The organism is Thermoanaerobaculia bacterium, assembly GCA_035593605.1.
In the GTDB taxonomy this organism is placed as follows: Bacteria; Acidobacteriota; Thermoanaerobaculia; order UBA2201; family DAOSWS01; genus DAOSWS01.
This window is the reverse complement of sequence record DAOSWS010000005.1, coordinates 121705-141724: the sequence shown is the minus strand read 5'-3', so window position 1 is coordinate 141724 and position 20020 is coordinate 121705. Positions and strand designations below refer to the sequence as shown.

Here is a 20020-nt window from a genome sequence, read left to right as displayed (position 1 = left end):
TCAGCATCCGGACTTACAGGTCTGTTTCTTGTCCGAATGATGTTCCGCCATGCGAACATGGAGGGTGGAAATTTCCACAGTCGGTTCGTCCTCACCCTCCCAGTTCTCACTCAACATCACTTCTCCATCGGCAGGAACATCAGCTTTCACGATCCTCGCACCCTCATCCATATTCCAGATCACGACATCATAGATTCCGGGCGGTACGTTCTCAATGGTAAATTTTCCCTGTTCATCCACCATGGTGTGGTACGGATTATCAACAACGATGACCGCCGCACGCATCCATGGATGAATTTCGCAGTAAATTTTCACCACTCCCGGTTTATCGAAGGAAACAGATTTTGATTCTCCCTTTGGATATCGTCCGAGATCAAACCGCCGGGTCTTTGAATAGGAAAATACGTTATGGTATTCATCATCCGCGTTCGGAAAGGAAACGGATGAACCTCGTGGGACAACAAGGAGAGAGGGCGCAAACTGCGTATTCTTCTGGACAATGGATTGGTCGTGTCTCTTCTCTTCTGCCGGGACTCCCGGTATCGTCCCCTGGATATATACGACTGTAGGAATGGATGCCATCTCCTTCCCGGTCATCGACGTTCGGTCTCCATAATCAGCCTGGACTTTCGTCGCCGGTCGACGGGATAGCTCAACCGTCCCGGTAATAGAACCAGAATAAAGCGGAACCGTGCAGAAAATTATGACAGCAAACAAGGTCGTGTATATGGTTTGATGAAGCTTCAACGGTGATTTCATGCATCATCCTCCCGGCAACCAATATAGAGTCACAGCAGACACTGTAGTAACAATAGTACGAGACAATTTGTTTCATAACTATCCTGTGACTCTTTCTCGTAATCACAGAATAACACTTCAGAATCGTTCATTTTTTGCGGTTCGGAATTCTCGCGTTCAGAAGATCGTTAGATTTAGGAAAGGTTATTTTTCCCGAAAGGAGATACCCCATGATTGTCGTAACTGGAGCAACAGGACATGTAGGAAGCAGCTTGACCCATATTTTGCTGGACAATAACCAGAAGGTTCGTGTTACCGGAAGAAATTCAGATCGTCTAAAACCTTTTTCCGATCGGGGTGCTGAATCCATGAATGGATCTCTGGAGGATAGAGCATTTTTGAAAAAAGCCTTCCAGGGGGCCGACCGGCTTTTCCTCATGATCCCCCCCCATTATCAGGCGGAGGATTTTCGGGCTTACCAAAACCGCATTATTGATGCTTACCTGGACGCCATTCAGTCATCATCCGACATCCATTACATTGTTACTCTCAGTAGTCTCGGAGCCCACCACGATAATGGCACAGGTCCTATACTCGGGCTCCATGATTTGGAAACGCGAATGGCTGAATTGAAAGACAGAAATATTGTTCACCTCAGACCCACATTCTTCATGGAAAATCTCTTAATAACCCTCCCCATGATTCGAAATTCCGGTATTGCCGGGACCCCAATGAGAGGAGACATAGAGGTTCCCATGATAGCCACCGCAGATATTGCATCCAAAGCTGCAGATCTCCTTATGGGAGAGCCTGTTTCCGGGCATTCAATTCGGGAGCTTCTCGGCCCCAGGGATTACACCCAGGAAGAAGCCGTTTCGTTTCTTGGAAAGGCCCTTGGAATAGATGGCCTTTCCTATATCCAAATTCCTTACAAGGATGCAAAGCATTCGATGATGGAGCAGGGATTTTCAGAAAGCGTTGCGGATGCCATGATTGAATTGAATAAGAGCGTTAATGAGGGTCGGATTATTGTTGGAACGACTCGGACTCCAGCCAACACAACTTCCACGACTCTTGAATCCTTCATCTCTAATGCCGTGAAAGCTTTGACTTGAATTTTCTCATCGAATAAAGGACAAAAAAATCCCCCCGGCATGCGGGGGGATCGTCGTTTTCAGCGGGCTGGCTTAGATGCGGCTAACCTTCACTGCCTTGGGGCCCTTGGGGCCGTCGACGACTTCAAATGAAACCTGATCGCCTTCATTGAGGGATTTAAAACCCTCTTCCACGATGTCGGAGTAATGGACAAAAACGTCTCCGCCATTCGCGTCTTCGATAAATCCAAAACCCTTTGTGTTGTTGAACCACTTCACTGTTCCTTTGTTCACTGCTTGACTCCTTGCGTTTAAATAGATATTTCGGATGCAGCATAAAAAAGACCACAAAGCTCAGTGTCCTTGTGGTTATGATCCAATGCAAAAACATCCGAAACTCGGTGGGATCATACTGGATTTCCGGATGTTTGTCAAGTTTTTCTCTCCGTCCGGAGAACCAGTAAGGCATAGGAGACATTGGCATCTTCACTTCATTTATCTTTTCTTCCTCAAAACCCATATCTCGGGCGCATTTCGTAATGGCCTCCTTCTTTCCTCGTGGAATCTCATTCCTCTGAACCACATTTCACAAGCTTTTTTCCGTTTCTTGAATTCTAAAAGCTCCTTACATCCTTGACCCTGCGACGTTGCGGGGGTATAATTCGAGGTTACTTTCACAGGAGGTGCAACACATGAATTGGACAACGGCTGTTGAGCCTGCCGGCGGGGCTCGTATCGACTATGAGGGCGCTACGTTACAAGTCCCTGACAACCCCATCATCCCCTTCATCGAGGGGGACGGCATCGGACCTGATATCTGGAAAGCTACCAGGAGAATCATCGACGCAGCAGTAGAAAAAGCTTATAACGGAAATCGAACCATTCACTGGATGGAAGTGTACTCGGGTGATAAAGCAAACGTAAAAACCGGGACCTATATGCCCGAAGAAACTTTTTCCATCATAGAACACTACCATGTAGCAATCAAAGGTCCCTTGACCACTCCGGTTGGGGGTGGGTTTCGAAGTCTGAACGTGACTCTTAGAAAGGTTCTCGATCTGTACGCGTGCGTTCGACCCTGCAAATGGTACCGGGGGGTTCCATCTCCCATGAAACGCCCGGATCTTCTGGACGTCGTGATCTTTCGTGAAAACACGGAAGACGTATACTCCGGCGTGGAATGGCAGCAGGGAACCCCGGAGGTTCAAAAAGTTATCGAATGGCTTACAAAGGAAATGGGAGCCAAAATCCGACCTGACTCGGGAATCGGAATTAAACCCATCTCCGTTACGGGAACCAAACGTCTGGTACGAATGGCCATTCAATATGCCATCGATCAGAAGAAACCGAGCGTAACCCTTGTCCACAAGGGAAACATCATGAAGTTCACCGAAGGTGCCTTCAAGGATTGGGGATACGAAGTAGCTCTTGAGGAATTTCGAGACAAGATCATAACTGAAGACGAGCTCTGGGATATGGTTAAGGCCGAAGACGGAGTGACCCCCACCCACAAAGAAGGAGCTTTCTCCAATCTCCGTGGGGGCAGACCTGCGGGAGACCCCGGAGACCGTATTGTGATTAAAGATCGGATTGCGGATCAGATGTTCCAGCAATTATTACTTCGACCGGATGAATATTCCGTCCTCAGTATGCCGAATCTCAATGGTGATTACATGAGCGACGCCGCGGCAGCCCAGATCGGCGGTCTCGGCATGGCTCCCGGAGCCAACATTGGTGATCGTGTGGCCCTCTTTGAAGCCACGCACGGGACCGCTCCGAAATACGCCAACCAGGACAAGGTGAACCCGGGATCTCTGCTTCTTTCAGGCGTCATGATGCTCCGGCACCTTGGATGGCAGGAAGCAGCCGACATGGTGGAAAAATCACTGGGTCGCACCATTGAAGAGAAACAGGTTACCTACGATCTTCACCGTCAGCTGGAGGGAGCCACACTTCTGAAAACCTCCGAGTTTGCGGAAGCGATCGTGGAAAATATGGCCTAAATTAACCAAGGAGGAGATGCCATGAGAAAGAAAGTCACAGTCGTTGGCGCAGGTCATGTAGGGGAGCATGTCGCGTATCGGGTCGCGGAGCTGAATCTTGCCGACGTCGTCCTGATCGACATCGTGGATGGGATGCCCCAGGGTAAGGCCCTGGACCAGCAGCAGGCTGCGCCCGTCCTCGGTTTTCATCCACGTCTGAGAGGGACCAACAGTTACGAGGATACAGCCGGTTCTTCCATCGTCGTGATCACTGCCGGAATCCCAAGAAAGCCGGGAATGAGCCGGGATGATCTTGTGGCAACCAATGAAAAGGTCGTCGCGACAGTCACGGAAGAAATCATGAAGTGGAGTAAGGATGCCATCCTGATCCTCGTCACCAATCCTCTCGATGCAATGTGTGAAGTTGCTCGCCGCGTCAGCAAGCTTCCGAGGGAACGCTGCTTCGGAATGGCGGGTATTCTGGATACGGCCCGGATGAGAGCCTTCATCGCCATGGAACTTGACTGCTCCGTAAATGACGTTCAGGCTTTCGTTCTCGGCGGTCATGGCGACACCATGGTTCCCCTGGTTCGGTATACATCGGTGGCAGGAATTCCCATCTCCGAACTCATTCCCCAGGAACGCATCGATGCCATCGTAGAGCGGACAGCCAAGGGCGGTGGTGAAATTGTTGCTCTCCTGAAAACCGGAAGCGCCTATTACGCACCCGCGGCTGGAGCTGCAGAAATGGTGGAAGCCATTCTTCGCGACACAAAGGTAATTCGTCCGTGCTCCGCGTATCTGGAGGGAGAGTACGGAATTCGTGGGCAGTATCTCGGAGTTCCCGTAAAGCTTGGAGCCAAGGGCATCGAGAAGATCATGGAAATCAAGCTGACCCCGGAAGAGAATGCCAGGCTGGAAAAGAGCGCAGAAGCTGTAAGGAGTATTGTGGAAATTTTAAAGGTGTGATGAATCGCAGTAGCTATAGAAAGGAAGGTTTATGAAAGTCCACGAGTACCAGGCAAAGGAAGTTCTTGCACGTTACAACGTGCGGATCCCGCGGGGAAAAGTTGCCAGAACCCCGGAAGAAGCCCGGCCCATTGCGGAAGAGCTCGGGGGAAGAGTAGTGGTCAAAGCCCAGATTCACGCAGGAGGAAGAGGCAAGGCGGGGGGCGTCAAACTCGCAGGGAATCCTGATGAGGCCGTAGAAATCGCCTCCCGGCTGATTGGCGCTACTCTCATCACCCATCAGACAGGTCCGGAAGGAAAAACAGTCAATCAGGTTCTGGTTGAAGAAGCCCTTAACATCGAAAAGGAATTCTACATCGGCATGACCCTTGATCGATCCTTCGGATGGCCGACATTGATGGTTTCTCCGGAAGGTGGAATGGAAATCGAAGAAGTCGCCCGGACAAAACCGGACGCAATATTAAAACTTCACATCCATCCCTCACTGGGACTGCAACCCTTTCAGGGAAAACAGACAGCCGAGTTTTTGGGGTTAAAAGGTGAACCGGCGAAAAACGCGGTCCGTTTCGTGCAGGCTCTCGTGAAATGCTATCTGGAGATGGACGCTTCCCTGGCGGAGATCAATCCTCTGATCCTTACGAAAGAGGGGGAGATTCTTGCCCTGGACGCAAAGATGAATTTTGATGACAACGCTCTTTATCGTCATCAGGATGTAGTCACAATGAGAGATCTCTCGGAGGAAGCCCCGCTGGAAGTCGAGGCTTCAAAATTCGATCTGAACTACATCAAGCTGGATGGTAACGTGGGCTGCATGGTGAATGGCGCAGGACTGGCCATGGCCACGATGGATATTATCAAGCTCCACGGCGGCGACCCTGCAAACTTTCTGGATGTTGGCGGTGGTGCCAACCTGGAGGCGGTCACCAATGCCTTCCGGATCCTGCTCATGGATGAAAACGTTAAGGCGGTTCTGGTCAACATTTTTGGCGGAATTGTTCGGTGTGATGTCATTGCGCAGGGTATCGTAGAAGCCACAAAGAGGGTTGACATGACCGTCCCTCTTGTCGTTCGTCTTGAAGGCACCAACGTGGATGAAGGAAAACGAATCCTTCAGGAAAGTGGGATCAGCCTTGAACTGGCCCAGGGAATGACAGATGCGGCGGCCAAAGTCGTCGCAGCGGCAGGAGGTCGGTAATGGCAATCTGGATCGACAAAAATACACGCGTGGTTGTTCAGGGCATTACAGGGAACGAAGGCACGTTCCACACGAAGCTCTGCCGAGAGTACGGAACAAACGTTGTTGCAGGTGTCACACCTGGAAAAGGTGGAACGCAGCATGAGGGTGTCCCTGTTTTCAACACAGTCCATGAAGCCAGGCAGCACACAGGCGCCAACGCTTCCCTGATCTTTGTGCCTCCAAAATTTGCCGCCGACGCCGTCATGGAAGCCGCGGATGCAGGTATAGGCCTTGTCGTCTGTATTTCGGAAGGTATACCCGTTGTGGACATGCTGAAAGTGCATGAATTCTGTAAAACTCATCCAACTCGTCTCATCGGACCCAATTGCCCGGGGATTATCACACCGGGACAATCGAAGATGGGAATTATGCCGGGACATATCTTTTCACCAGGCCATATCGGCATCGTTTCCCGTTCCGGAACCCTGACCTATGAAGCCGTGGATCAGGTGACCGCTGTGGGACTCGGTCAGAGCACCTGCGTAGGGATCGGAGGAGATCCCCTTCCCGGAACGAATTTCATTGACTGCCTCAAGGCCTTCAACGATGACGGAGACACCCACGGTGTCGTAATGATCGGGGAAATCGGGGGTTCTGCAGAGGAAGAAGCGGCGGCATGGATCAAAGCCCACATGAAAAAGCCCGTCGTTTCCTTTATTGCCGGCAGGACTGCCCCTCCAGGGCGCCGCATGGGACATGCCGGAGCCATTATCGCCGGCGGGAAGGGAACTGCAGCAGAAAAAATGGAAGCTCTTCGCGAAGCCGGCGTCCGGGTGGTCGAAAGCCCGGCGGATCTCGGGAAGGCCGTGAAGGAGGTTGTGAAGTGATGGAACAGACGTTAACCATAATCAAACCTGATTCGATGGCCAAAGGTGCCCAGGGAAAAATTATCACTCGTTTGTTGAGTGAGAATTTTGCGATCAAGGGGATGAAACACATCCATCTCACGACAGAACAGGCGAAGGGGTTTTATGCCGAACATTCGGGAAAACCATTCTTTCCCAGCCTGATCACATTTATGACCGAGGGCAGTGTTATCGTGATGGCCCTGGAACGGAAAGATGCGGTCGCTTATCTGCGCGAAATTATGGGAGTGACAGATTCTCTCAAGGCGGCTCCGGGTACGATTCGAAAGGAATTTGGCACCAATATTGAGCGGAATGCCATTCATGGTTCAGCAAACCTGGAAGACGCAAAACGCGAAGTCGCATACTTCTTTTCCGGATACGAACTGATCTAGCTTAACCCGGGCTGTTTACTTCGGGGCGGGAGAATTTCCCGCCCCGTTTCTGTTATGATGTACACCACCGAAAGAATACTCTTCGGTTCTATGAGTCCATTGTCCCAGGGAGGTACCCGTGAACCATGATATCGTTCGTGACAGGCTGGTTGTAGGAGATCAAACTTACACTATTTTTCGATTGAGTCAATTGGGTGACATTTCCCATCTTCCCATTTCCATCCGGATTCTTTTGGAGAATGTCCTGCGCAATGTCGACGGACAACGTGTGACCATGGAACACGTGGAAACTCTTCTCAACTGGCCGGAAGGTGCTGGAGACCGTGAAATTCCTTTCATGCCGGCAAGGGTCGTCCTCCAGGATTTCACCGGCGTTCCGGCCGTTGTCGACCTTGCATCCATGCGGACTGCGGTGGCTTCGGGAGAAGATAATCCCCGAAAAATTAATCCAAATATTCCCGTGGACCTGATCATCGACCATTCGGTTCAGATCGACTATTTTGGCACTGACTATGCCTATGACGAGAATGTAAAAATGGAATACCAGCGGAACAGTGAGCGTTACGCACTTCTCCGCTGGGCCCAGAAGAGTTTTGACAACTTCCGGGTTGTTCCCCCGGGGACGGGAATCATTCATCAGGTTAATCTTGAATATCTTGCGCAGGTTGTCGTTTCAAGAAACTCAGGTCAGGAGTTACTTGCCTATCCCGACACTCTGGTCGGTACAGATTCCCATACAACCATGATTAACGGAATATCGGTTCTTGGATGGGGCGTGGGGGGAATTGAAGCCGAAGCCGTCATGCTGGGCCAGCCTTACTTCATGGTCATGCCGGACGTTGTGGGTTTTCGGCTTACGGGAAAGCTTTTGGAAGGAGCAACGGCAACTGATCTGGTGCTTACGGTTACCCAGATGCTTCGAAAGCATGGTGTTGTTGGAAAATTCGTTGAATTCTTCGGCCCCGGCGTTTCCTCTCTTTCTCTTCCCGACCGGGCCACGCTTGCCAACATGGCTCCTGAATATGGGGCAACCATGGGCTTCTTCCCCGTGGACCGGGTGACCCTGGACTATCTGGCCTTTACAGGCCGGGAAAGCTGTGTACCTCTCGTTGACGCCTACACCAAGGCCCAGCACCTGTTTAGAACCGAAACCATGCCGGACCCCGCCTACACTCACGTCCTCGAACTGGACATGAACTCCATTGTTCCGTGTCTGGCCGGTCCGCGCCGCCCCCAGGAGAGAATTCCATTAACCTCGGTTCCAGAATCGTTCGAAAAAACGCTGCCTGATCTGAAGGCCGGGAAAACCCGGGCACCCCTGACGGAAGAGAAACCTGTTCTGGATATGGATGGAAGCCAAATTACCCTGGAAGACGGGTCCGTTGTTCTCGCTTCCATCACTTCCTGCACAAACACATCCAATCCGTCCGTTCTGATCGGTGCAGGAATCCTGGCCAGGAAGGCTGTAGAGAAGGGCCTTCGCGTGCATCCGGCGGTAAAGACATCCCTGGCTCCAGGATCCCGGGTCGTTACCGAATATCTTAAGGAAGCCAATCTCCTCCCCTACCTGGAAGCTCTTCGTTTTCATATTGTCGGGTATGGTTGTGCCACCTGTATCGGGAATTCCGGCCCTCTCCCCCGGAAGGTCACAGAAGCGATTCAGAACCATGGCCTGGTTGTGGCCTCCGTCCTTTCTGGGAACCGGAACTTCGAAGCCAGGATCCATCCGCTGATCCGGGCGAACTACCTCGCATCTCCAATTCTCGTCGTGGCATACGCCCTTGCAGGAACGATGAAAATCGACTTTGATCGTGACCCCATCGGTCATGATCCCAACGGCCGTCCCGTGTACCTCCGAGAGATCTGGCCTTCCCATCAGGAAATTCAAGAGGCAATGGGAGAGGCCCTTCGGTCGGAAACGTTTCGTGAACGATATGGGGAGGTCTTTGAAGGTGACGATCAGTGGAAATCCATGAGCGTTCCCGAGGGTGACCTCTACCGCTGGGACCAGGAATCCACCTATATCCAGAATCCGCCCTTCTTCACGGATCTGGCCCCCACTCCCCCTGAGCTGGCAGATATTTCCGGGGCGCGTGTTCTTGCCAGGCTCGGCGATTCAGTGACCACCGACCACATCTCTCCCGCTGGATCCATAGCCAAGGGCGGACCGGCGGGCAAGTTCCTTGTCTCGAGGGGTGTCGATCCTGTCGATTTCAACTCATTTGGAAGCCGCCGGGGCAATCATGAAGTCATGATGAGAGGAACATTCGCCAATGTCCGTCTTAAAAATCTGCTCCTGGACGGGGTGGAAGGTGGAGAAACTCTCCATTTCCCGACCGGCGAGCAGGTTTCGATTTACGAGGCGGCCATGCGCTACGAGCAATCCGAAACACCCCTGATTGTCCTTGCAGGAAAGGAATATGGGACAGGTTCTTCAAGGGATTGGGCGGCAAAAGGTACCTTTCTTCTGGGGATCAAGGCCGTTATTGCGGAAAGCTATGAGAGAATTCATCGTTCCAACCTTGTCGGCATGGGTGTTCTGCCACTTCAGTTCATCGAAGGCGAAAGCTGGAAATCTTTGAATTTAACCGGTATGGAGACCTATTCCGTAGAGGGAATTGAAAACGGTCTCTCCCCCCACAAGGAATTGCAGGTAGTCGCGAGAGATGAAAGGGGAACGGAAAAGAGATTTTCCGTCATTGCACGCCTGGATTCGAGCGTTGATGTTGAATATTACCGTCATGGAGGAATCCTGCAATACGTCCTCCGGTCAATGATGTCGGGAAAATAACGAAGCGGAATCGTTCTCAACTCCATTTATCCGCTACCGGCTGTGCTATACTTCGGGCGTGAGGCGCCTTCTATTACTGGCCGGAATTCTCGGGCTATGTGTATATCCTCTTTTTTCCGCTCAATTTCCGATGAAAATTTATGGAAATTCCGACGGTCTTCCTCAGACCCAGATTCAGGCGCTTTCCCAGGATCGTCGCGGAATCCTCTGCATTGGTACGGTGGGTGGATTTGCCACCTACGATGGGAACCACTTTGAACGCTACACCCATCGGTCCGGGCTTCCGGCACTGGAAATCACTGCATTAAGCCAGCAGGGAACAGACAAAATCTTTATCGGTACCGATCATGGACTTGTAGTCTACTCCCACTTTTCCCTTGAGCCAACAATGGTCAGCCTGCCTGTTACCGCCGTGCGCAGCTATGGAGACAACGCATTTTTTACCACACGGAAGGGACTGTACTATCTGCGTGAAGGGCAACTTCTTCCCGTCCTGGAAGAGGAAAACCTGAAATTTGACATCTTTCCCAATGGTGACCTTGCGATTCTTCACGGTAAGGAAATTTTTCTGGGCCCGTATAACAAGCTGAGTCCGAAATCCCTGTCCTTTGACGGTCAGGCTCTTGACATAAAAATCCATAATCGAGATGTACTGATCATGTCTTCTTCCGGGATCCACAGGTTGTCCGGAGGTAAAATCAGCACGCTTCTTCACGTCCAGAATCCCTCGGCATTTACGGTTTCGTCCGACGGTGAACTCTGGGTTGCGGCGCTTTCCACTCTGTACTATTTCTCCCGTGGGCAATGGGTTACGGTATCCACCATACCGACACCCACATTTGAGCTCATCAATTGCATCATGGTGGACCGGGAAAAGAATGTATGGCTGGGAAAGGACGATGGCCTCAGCAAAATCCCCTTTAAGCACATGGTGGTCTACGGAGTTGAAGATGGCTTTCCCAATGTTTACATCCGCAGCATAACTGCTGCCTCAGGAGGGGGTGTTTTTCTCGGTGGGATCGACTTTCTGGCCCGATTTGACGGTTCAACCGGAACCTATGCTCCATTAGACAACCCGGTGGAACCGGGGGGCATGATCCGCAGCATTCTCGTCCTCCCCTCGGGTGTACGTTACCTGGGAACCCAATCCCATGGACTCTACGTTCAATTCAGAAACAGGACCGTTCATTTGAAATCGATCGAGGATCGTGAGACGGGTTCGATCTACCAGATGGCAGAAATTGGAACCACAGTCTGGATCGCCTGTGATGAGGGCCTACTGACCTGTACAGGGGATCAGTGCACCTGGCAGAACTACGAGCCCCTCATCAGTCCCCCGATCTATTCCATAGCCACCGACAGGGACAATGGCATATACCTGGGAACCCGGCAGGGAGTCCGCTATCTTAAGGATGGAAAGGTTTCCACTCCAAAGGGTCTGGAACGCCTGGACAGGGAAGAAATTAACTGCCTTAAATTTGATTCCCATGGAAATCTCTGGATTGGAACCCATGGAGCAGGGCTTCTTCGCTACGATGGCACGTCCCTTGACATTTTTGATGAGTCGACCGCTTTTCCCAATGACTTTCTCTGGGACATCATTGAAGATCCCGACGGTTCCATCTGGGCCTGCTCCAACCGGGGAATTCACAATCTCCAGCAGAATCGATGGCTGACCTTCAATTCCAGGGACGGACTTCCCGGAGATGAGATTTTCATCCATACGGCAGAGAGGGATCAGAAAGGCAATCTCTATTTTGCCCTTCCCCGGGGATTACTGGTTGTGTTGTCAGACAAAAGATCCGAAGAAGTTCCACCGCTCCCCGAAGTGCTGGTTCGTCTGGTAACATCGACGACGCAATCTCTGAATTACCCTGAAAAACCTGTTATCCTGCCCCCGCAAGACCGTTCCCTTACCGTTGATTTCGCCGCGACCTCCTTAAAGAATGAATCCGCCATCTTATACAGCCACCGCTTGAAAAACTGGTCCGACGAATGGACCACTCCGTCTCCTCACACTCACGTTCAGTACACCGGTTTAAAACCGGGCAACTACATCTTTGAAGTGAAGGCACTCGATTATGCAAACCGATGGACTTCTTCCAAAGAACTGCCAATAATCCTGGAACCGGCCTGGCATGAGACAGTATTGTTCAAAGGACTGGTACTCTTCGCAAGTCTCTTCGTGATAGGATTTCTCATCTTTATGCGATTCCGGCTCCTGCGGATCAAGCAGGATGAGCTGCAGGCTCTGGTGGATGAAAGGACCCGTGAGTTGAAGGCAACGATGGAGGAGGTTGAAAACCTCTCCGTCACGGACTCACTGACAGGTCTCCACAACCGCCGTTTTTTCATGGAAAACTTCAAGCAGCTGCTGGCCCTGGGCGCCCGACTGGGAAAGAGCATCTGCTTTGCCATGATTGACATGGATAATTTCAAGGAAATTAACGATAAATCGGGTCACCTCCTTGGAGATAAGATCCTGAGACGTTTTGGCAGTCTTCTTACCGACCATTTCCGGACTTCGGATCTGGTGGCTCGCTATGGAGGGGATGAATTTATCGTCGGCCTTATCACGAACGATGTAGACAGCGTCGTGGACAGATTTTCTCGATTTGCAAATTCGGTAGCCGCGACCAATCTTGGACCAGAAGGGATGACCATTTACCTGACAGTTTCCATCGGAATCTCGGTCCTTCATCCGGGCACATCGGAAACGATCACCTTTGATCACATGGCCGGGGCCGCCGATCGCGCTCTGTACTCTTCTAAAGCTGAGGGAAAAAACCGCCTGGCTGTTGACGTAATCTCTCCCGGATAGGTCAGAAAGATCCATCGATTTTTCACAAAAAAGTTACGACTCATCCAGTCCTGCCATCCAGAATTCGATTCACTTGTTCAATTACACCCTCTTCCAATCTCACATTAACGATTCCTGCGGTCTCGCGAATCTGCATGGGAGTACGGGCTCCCACTATGGCTGAAGTCACGGCACCGGATCGCAGGCACCAGGCTATCGCCAGCTGGGAAAGGGATAATCCGCATTCATTCGCAATGGTTTTTAATGACGATACCGTGCGAAGGTTATCCGACAACCGGGGTTCTTTAAACATGGGATCACGGGTGCGGTGGTCATCTGAAGGAAGACCCGCCACCCATTCCCGGGTAAATTTATCGGTCAGCATCCCTTTCTGCATTGGGGAATATGTCAATACGCCAATGCCCTTTTTCTGACAAAAGGGCAGGAGATCGGCATCGATATCCCTCATAAACATGCTGTAGGGAGGTTGGAGTGTGGATACCGGATGAATCCGGTGAACCCTGGTCAGCTGTTCAAGGGAGAAATTCGAGACTCCCGCAAACCGAATCCACCCCTTTAATCTAAGTTCCTCAACAGTATCCCACGCTTCCTCGATGTCTTTTTCAGGCACAGGCCAGTGAATCTGATAAAGATCGATCATATCCACACCCAGTCGTCTCAGACTCTGCTCTGCCTCATCCAGTACACTCTTCTTCGAGAGACATGGAAACACCTTTCTCTTTTCATTCCAGGCCAGCCCGCATTTCGTTGCCACAAAAGGCCGGACTTTTAATACTTTCATGGCCTTTCCCAGAATCGTTTCAGCCCTCCCCAGGCCATACACCGGGGCTGTATCCACCCATGAAATGCCAAGAGAAAGTGCTGTTTCCAGAGTATCCACACAGGACTTCTCATCCTGTCTTCCCCAGCCATACGCCCACCCGCCTCCCCCCCATGCCCATGTACCCAGTCCCAATCGAGTAAGATCCGCCATTGTTGATGTTTTCTTTAGAGATTGCATGAATACGATTCTCTCCGTCAGAGTAATTCTGAATCACCCGGCAGATCACCGGTACAGATTTCCAGCATAACCAGTTCGCCGGGAAGCCGGGAAGGATTTTGAATCACAGCTTCCAGCAATTTCCCTTCCGCTTCGTTGCCCTTTGAACCCGAAGCGCAGGTGACACCGCAGGCCCTGGCTTTTCCCCGGGATTTGGCATGATAGAGCAGGGCATCTGCTGCATCGACCAGCAGGGACCACTGGGAAGAGCGTATCCAGACTTCACGGGAGAGGGGGTAACGCACATATCCGATCGAAGCCGCAACCCGGATCGATTCATCTGTCGGAACCGAAAACTCAAGTGATTCGACCATCGAAAGGATTCTCCGTGAAAGCTGTTCCGCCCCGTAGGCATTCAGGCTTCGACCAAGTATGACAAACTCATCTCCTCCCCATCTCACGGCGAGGTCAATTTCCCTTAGAGATTCATTCAGCGTCATCGCGATTCCTTTGAGGACCGTATCCCCCGTTTCATGGCCATATCGATCGTTGATCTCTTTAAAACCGTCCAGGTCCATCATAATCACGACCAGGCCATGGTAATCCCACAAATCCTTATGCTTCAGCCTTGTAACTTCCCGGATGTGGACAGCCATTTCGATAGGAAGCTGTTCCTGTAATACCCTTCGATTGCTCAACCCTGTCAGGGGATCTGTCCGGCTCAGTTCCTTCAGCAGGAGATTTTGTTCTGTGATATGTTCATTCGCCCGCTTCAGTTCCGTTGTCCTCTCTCCCACCAATTGTTCCAGCTGAATTCTCTTGCGGCGCAGGGATGCGGTGCGGGCAAAAGAAAGTCCTGCCAGAGCTACAATTCCCAGAAACAGACATACAACCTTGAAAAACACCGTCTCATACCAATCCGGTCTTAAGATCAAATTTACATGAACAGGATCTGACCAGATCCCCGGGCTGGTTGAAGCCTGCAGAACGAATCGATAGCTTCCATTCCCCAGATTACGATACGTCACGTGGGACTCTTCCGTCCCCAGGTTCATACGGGGATCGAATCCTTCCAGCATGAATCGGAATCGTGCGTTTTCAGGGACGAGAAAACAGAGGGCGGCAAATTCAAACCGCACTTCGTCTGCCCCGGGATCCAGGGTAATGGGATCCGACTTTTCATCCTTTTCACGATTCGTGATCACACCGGAGATCACCTGTCCATTCACGAGAACGCGCTCCAGTACAGCCCTCGGAGGGTGCGGATTGGCGGAGAGCAATTCGGGGTTTACCCTCGTGAGTCCATTCGACATCCCCATCCATACATACCCATTTTGATCCACTAGCACTGCGTTTTCTGCCACTTCGCTGTCACTTAACCCATGCTGGGCACCGTAGTTCTGAACAACTGCGCCATCTTCCGTGAGATGAGACACACCCCGTGTCGTACCCACCCACACACCGCCACGATGATCCTGTCCCAGGAAAAGAACATTCATGCTCGGGAGTCCATGGGATTGATCGACCACCTTCCCCCTGCCTGAGGCCGGATCAAAAATCCAGATTCCTGAATCCGTGCCCGCCCAGATTCTGCCGCGGCGGTCCGACATGAGGCACCACAATCGAACGTTGGGAATCCCATAAGAACGGCCAAAGGATTCAAAATTCGTTCCATCATAACGAACCAGTCCGGCACTGTGGGTTGCCAGCCACAGAATCCCTTTTTCATCAAAAGTCATGGCTCGAATAACGTGATCCGGTAATCCATGTTCCGAGTTAAACAGGTTCCAGGTATCCCCTGAAAAATGAATTAATCCGTTATCGGTGCCCGCCCACATCCCCTGCTCTGGATCGGGGGTCAGACAGTAGATAAAATCATTGGGGAGTCCATCCTTTTCTCTCCAGGTGCTGACAGGTTGGTCCTGTTTCCATCTTGATATACCCCGGTCCGTTCCAATCCATAAATTCCCATCGGTGTCGTAGCCGAGAGAACTTACGGTGTTGCTCGGAAGCCCGGATCTGCGGTCAATGGAACGTCCCCAACCCCGGGAAGTCCATTCCAGAGCACCGGACTCATCGGTTCCCATCCAGATCGTGCCTTCAGGAGATTCTATAACTGACCAGATGGTGGAAGCGGGAAGACCTGTGGCCCGATTAAAAATGAAGAGAGACGGAGAAGAATATTGAAACAGCCCTCCCCCCCAGGTCCCGACCCAGAGGCTTCCTTCGTGATCGACAAAAAGATCGGAGATCCATGGCTGCGATTCTCCCGGGACCAGGCGGATGGCTTCGGGGGGGGAATCGGGAGTCACGTGATAGAGTCCCAGCGTCGTCCCCACCCAGTACCCTCCATGCCCGGAAGGTTCGATGGCGGAAATAAATTCCAGCCCGGTGTGCAGGGTTTCGACAATCTGGTTGTTTTTGAAGAATGCGACATCCCCATTACTCCACGCGACCCAGAGTCCGTCCGGAACACCCTGCAAGGCCCGGATGGAAGCCGCGGACAGAGAAGAAGGCAGGATAACGGTCTCAATCGTTCCATCATGAAAATGCATTAATTCATCAGAAAGGATCCAGGCCCCTCCTTTCTGATCGGTGCACAATTCACGGATTCGGCCAGGTCTCAATAAGGTTGTTCCCCTGTAACCTAATTGAAATAAGCCGGAATCATATCCAAGCAGAACAGCTCCATCTCTGACTGCGCATAATCCATTGATCGAATCCGATCCAGATTCCTGGGGGGGCGTAAAGATCACCCATTTCATCCTGTCCCAGCAAGCCACATACCCGGCGTCAGTTCCTACCCAGACGGAACCTTCATCATCCGCAGCAAGTGCCATAACGACATCATCGGGCAGGCCTGAAAGGGTCGTGAATACTTCAAATCTGCGGCCATTAAACCGGGAAACTCCTCCCTGTGTTGCAATCCATATATAACCTGCCGAATCCTGAAGTATATCTGTGACCTGAGATTGAGAAAGCCCGTCCCGGACGGTAAAGTTGCGGGAAGGAGTCCATTGCGCCGGAAGCGACAGCGCGAAAAAGAAGAGAAACATTGAAAAGAGTAGGCTCCAAAAGGAACGTGCCATCCATTTCAGTATAGACAGAAACCATCCCCCGGGCAAGAGGGAAACGGATTCATTCCTGATATTCAGGCCTGAAAGAGTGTTTGAAATTTTCGGGGCGTACGCCCTTTCCATGATCCCCTGTGGTATGCGTATCCAACCACCAGCGGCATGGCGAGTGTGGCTTCCGCATACACCATCTGTTCGTAACTCTGGGAGACCTTTCCCCAGGAACTGGCTTCCTTGAGAGTCGAACCTGAAAGGGCGCCATCCCTTTCATCCGCTACCGTAATCTGAACGGCATACTTGTGCATCTCTGCATCTTCCTGAAGGATGTCAGCCGCAACGACGATGTCCTGAGTGAAATTTTTCGGGACACCTCCGCCAATCATGAAAATCCCCGTTTCTCCGCTTGCGACCTTGATTTTCGTGAGTTCGACAAAATCCTTTGCCGAATCGACGGAGACGTGGTGATCGGGACGTTCGGTCTGATGGACCACAAACCCAAATCCTGCAGAACAGTCAGAAAAGGCAGGGACAAAGATAGGAACTTCATGTTTGTATGCGGCATAGACAACCGAATCGCCAACCTTCGGCCCTCCAATTGAATCGAGGTATTTCCCGAACTCCGCAAGAAATTCCCTTGAGGAATAGGGACCCGGCTTCATTCCGTTGAATATTTTCGCGCATGTGTCATCACAAATTCTCAACTCATCCTCATCAATAAAGGTGTCGTAAATCCGATCAATGTGCAGATCACGTAAGAGGTTATCATCCACGAACGGAGATCCTACATAATGTTTGAATCCCAGAGCTTCAAAGAAATCCTGATCTACAATAATGGCTCCTGTGGAAACGATGGCATCCACCATGTTGTGGGTGATCATGTCATAAACGATTCGCTTGAGTCCGGCACTGAAGATGCTTCCGGCAAGGGTAAGAACAATCGTGCAGTTCGGATCCGCAAGCATCATGTCGTATATCGAAGCCGCCCGATAGAGGCTTCGCGCGGAAAAAGCCATATGTTGCATTGCGTCGACGAGGGGAACCACGTTATGCTCCCGAACATCAAAATGTTGGATCGTTTCCTTGAGAAAATCTTCCTTACTTGCCATGTTCACACCTCTCGATTCCGAATGGGTTTCTTGTAAAACCGGGCACATCATAACACAGGAATTGCTTTATCACTTTTGTGCAATTCTTTAATGGAAACAGGGCGAGCAGGGGGTTCCACTGAACGCAGGGCAATGTAATATTTATGGATGTTTGCTACATATTGCACGGTTTCCAGGCCCATTTTCTGGAGGGCCACCTGTTCCACACTCTGGAACCAGAGGTTCGGGTTCAGACCCCGTTCCAGGGCCATCTTCCTCAATTGTTCCACTTTACCGGGACCGGCATTATAGGCTGCCAGCGTAAAGTTGATCCGGGCCAGAGGAGGAATATTCGGGTCACTGAAATAGGTATCCCGTAAAAAGGCCAGGTACTTCACCCCTGCATGGATATTGTTCTCCAGATCTTCAATATCGGGAATCCCGATAAAGGGTTCTGCCGCCGTTGTGGGAAGAACCTGCATGATTCCGAGGGCGCCGTCGGAAGATACGGCCTCCGGATCGAACCCGGATTCCTGGTAGGCCTGAGCTGCGATAAGGAGACGATCAAAACCGTAGAGGTCCGCATACTTGTCAAAGAGAGACAACAGCTTCTCAAACCTTTCCTTACCCTCCCCTGCGAGGGGATTCTTGAGCCATCGCGTGTTTCGGAAATATCTTTTGAAAAGAATGTTCCCAAGCCAGGTCCCCTGGCGACCTTCCTCACGTATAAAGTTATTCAGACTCTCCAGAAGCTGGGAGTCTTCCTTGCGGACAGCCCATGCGAGGTTTCCCGAATTATTCACGACCACGTCCTTTTTCAGGATCAATCCCTTGAGAACCCGGGACCACAGCTCCGCAATATGGCTGTCCATTACGGTTATGGGGAAAATCCCCGAAGAGACCATTTCCAAAACATCCTCCGGGCTAAGATACTCATCAACTTCAATGACATTAACCGGGGGAAACCCCGCACTCTCCAGCCTTCGATTCAATCGTCTCAAATGGTCCGCGTGGCTGCTTCCCGATACGACATAGACATCTTTTCCGCTTAAGTCTTTCAGCTCCCTGATTTCTTCCGCGGAATGAGAGGTCACAACGATCTCACGAACATTTCGGATATAAGGCTCCGTGAACCGTACCAGCCGTCTCCGCTCCGGAGTAACGGTCAGACTGACCGCCGCAATGTCCCCCCTTCCCTCCAGAAGGGAAGGAATAAGCTGGTCCACATTTACGGGATCAAAGGAAATTCGATAGCGAAACTGTTTCTTTTTTCGGTCCCGATTCAGATAAGACTCGTACCCGTGGAGAAGTTCGAATTCCAGACCTCTTGGCGTCCCCCGATCCACAAAGAACGAGGTTCGACTGTAGAGGACCAGCGCCCGCAGGGGACGGCGTTCCCTGGAAATTTCGATCAGATCGCCTTTCCATGGCTCCCGAAACCGGTTAAAGAGAAGTGCGTTAGCGCGTTCCGGATCCCGGGTTTCCTTTTCCACTCTGGCTGCCGGTTCCGGGATCCTGGGATTACAGGAAAGAGAGATGAATCCACCCAGGAAAAGAAGAGGAATGAATACTAAAATCTTACCCTGATCGGGACGATCGGCAGACGCCATTATTACGATTGTATCATGCCCGCCATTCAGGAAAATTATCCCCGCCTGTGCTTGGCCGTCATCTCCTGTTGAACAACTCTGGACGCGCTCACAAGGCGCATCAATTTTCTCTGATGGCTCTGAAGTTTTGCCGTATCCGAGGAATCAGGCATCTCTCCCCGCATCGTCCGGGTCACCTTTTCCAGCTCTTCCCGGAGACGCTGGAGGTCCTGGATCGAGAAGCGTTTCAGTTTGGGAGCCGAAAGAAGAATATAGCCCTCGGAAATATCCCGCACCATGGCAAAGGGTGATCCACCAATGAAAGAACTCATGACTTATCCTACCACAGCCCTAAATTTGGCGGGACACAGAAATTTGTAACCTTTCTTTACATGGTGGATATTTTAGTTTTGAGGTCACA

15 protein-coding genes are annotated in these 20020 nt (G+C 51.3%); 8 read left to right on the top strand and 7 right to left on the bottom strand.

All coding sequences use genetic code 11. The annotated features are described in order from the left end of the window. Positions 1-759, bottom strand: a complete 759-nt coding sequence (locus PLD04_03875; GenBank protein ID HXK67457.1) for a hypothetical protein — start codon at positions 757-759, stop codon at positions 1-3. 209 nt (positions 760-968) lie between these two features. Between PLD04_03875 and PLD04_03870 the strand changes: the two genes are divergently transcribed. Continuing rightward, entirely contained in the window at positions 969-1853 is an 885-nt protein-coding gene (locus PLD04_03870) for an NmrA family NAD(P)-binding protein (GenBank protein HXK67456.1), read from the top strand. A 72-nt stretch (positions 1854-1925) separates the two neighbouring features. Here PLD04_03870 and PLD04_03865 read toward each other — a convergent pair whose 3' ends face one another. Further along, positions 1926-2126, bottom strand: coding sequence for a cold-shock protein (locus PLD04_03865; GenBank protein ID HXK67455.1), 201 nt, complete (start codon positions 2124-2126; stop codon positions 1926-1928). A gap of 398 nt (positions 2127-2524) precedes the next feature. Between PLD04_03865 and icd the strand changes: the two genes are divergently transcribed. The 7 genes from icd to PLD04_03830 all read left to right on the top strand — a co-directional run bounded on the left by icd (position 2525) and on the right by PLD04_03830 (position 12872). Further along, a complete protein-coding gene (gene icd, locus PLD04_03860) occupies positions 2525-3835 on the top strand; it encodes an isocitrate dehydrogenase (NADP(+)) (GenBank protein HXK67454.1) in 1311 nt (436 codons plus the stop codon). 21 nt (positions 3836-3856) lie between these two features. Continuing rightward, the gene (gene mdh / locus PLD04_03855; GenBank protein HXK67453.1) at positions 3857-4783 is read left to right on the top strand and encodes a malate dehydrogenase; all 927 of its coding nucleotides are present in this window, start codon (positions 3857-3859) and stop codon (positions 4781-4783) included. Between the two features lie 31 nt (positions 4784-4814). After that, a complete protein-coding gene (gene sucC / locus PLD04_03850) occupies positions 4815-5978 on the top strand; it encodes an ADP-forming succinate--CoA ligase subunit beta (GenBank protein HXK67452.1) in 1164 nt (387 codons plus the stop codon). After that, positions 5978-6847 carry a succinate--CoA ligase subunit alpha gene (sucD, locus tag PLD04_03845; GenBank protein HXK67451.1) on the top strand — a complete coding sequence of 290 codons (870 nt, stop codon included), beginning with the start codon at positions 5978-5980 and terminating at the stop codon, positions 6845-6847. The genes sucC and sucD overlap by 1 nt, the downstream gene beginning before the upstream one ends. Beyond that, positions 6847-7260 (top strand): nucleoside-diphosphate kinase, encoded by a 414-nt coding sequence (gene ndk / locus PLD04_03840; protein HXK67450.1) that lies wholly within the window; start codon positions 6847-6849, stop codon positions 7258-7260. The genes sucD and ndk overlap by 1 nt, the downstream gene beginning before the upstream one ends. Before the next feature lie 145 nt (positions 7261-7405). Beyond that, positions 7406-10051 (top strand): aconitate hydratase AcnA, encoded by a 2646-nt coding sequence (acnA, locus tag PLD04_03835; GenBank protein HXK67449.1) that lies wholly within the window; start codon positions 7406-7408, stop codon positions 10049-10051. 58 nt (positions 10052-10109) lie between these two features. Next, positions 10110-12872 (top strand): diguanylate cyclase, encoded by a 2763-nt coding sequence (locus tag PLD04_03830; protein ID HXK67448.1) that lies wholly within the window; start codon positions 10110-10112, stop codon positions 12870-12872. A 40-nt stretch (positions 12873-12912) separates the two neighbouring features. Here PLD04_03830 and PLD04_03825 read toward each other — a convergent pair whose 3' ends face one another. The 5 genes from PLD04_03825 to PLD04_03805 all read right to left on the bottom strand — a co-directional run bounded on the left by PLD04_03825 (position 12913) and on the right by PLD04_03805 (position 19931). Beyond that, entirely contained in the window at positions 12913-13872 is a 960-nt protein-coding gene (locus PLD04_03825) for an aldo/keto reductase (GenBank protein HXK67447.1), read from the bottom strand. A gap of 17 nt (positions 13873-13889) precedes the next feature. Continuing rightward, positions 13890-16940, bottom strand: coding sequence for a two-component regulator propeller domain-containing protein (locus tag PLD04_03820; protein HXK67446.1), 3051 nt, complete (start codon positions 16938-16940; stop codon positions 13890-13892). Between the two features lie 62 nt (positions 16941-17002). Continuing rightward, entirely contained in the window at positions 17003-18031 is a 1029-nt protein-coding gene (locus PLD04_03815) for a deoxyhypusine synthase (protein ID HXK67445.1), read from the bottom strand. 47 nt (positions 18032-18078) lie between these two features. Then, positions 18079-19620 carry a transporter substrate-binding domain-containing protein gene (locus tag PLD04_03810; protein ID HXK67444.1) on the bottom strand — a complete coding sequence of 514 codons (1542 nt, stop codon included), beginning with the start codon at positions 19618-19620 and terminating at the stop codon, positions 18079-18081. 35 nt (positions 19621-19655) lie between these two features. Further along, entirely contained in the window at positions 19656-19931 is a 276-nt protein-coding gene (locus tag PLD04_03805; GenBank protein HXK67443.1) for a hypothetical protein, read from the bottom strand. Positions 19932-20020 lie beyond the last annotated feature (89 nt).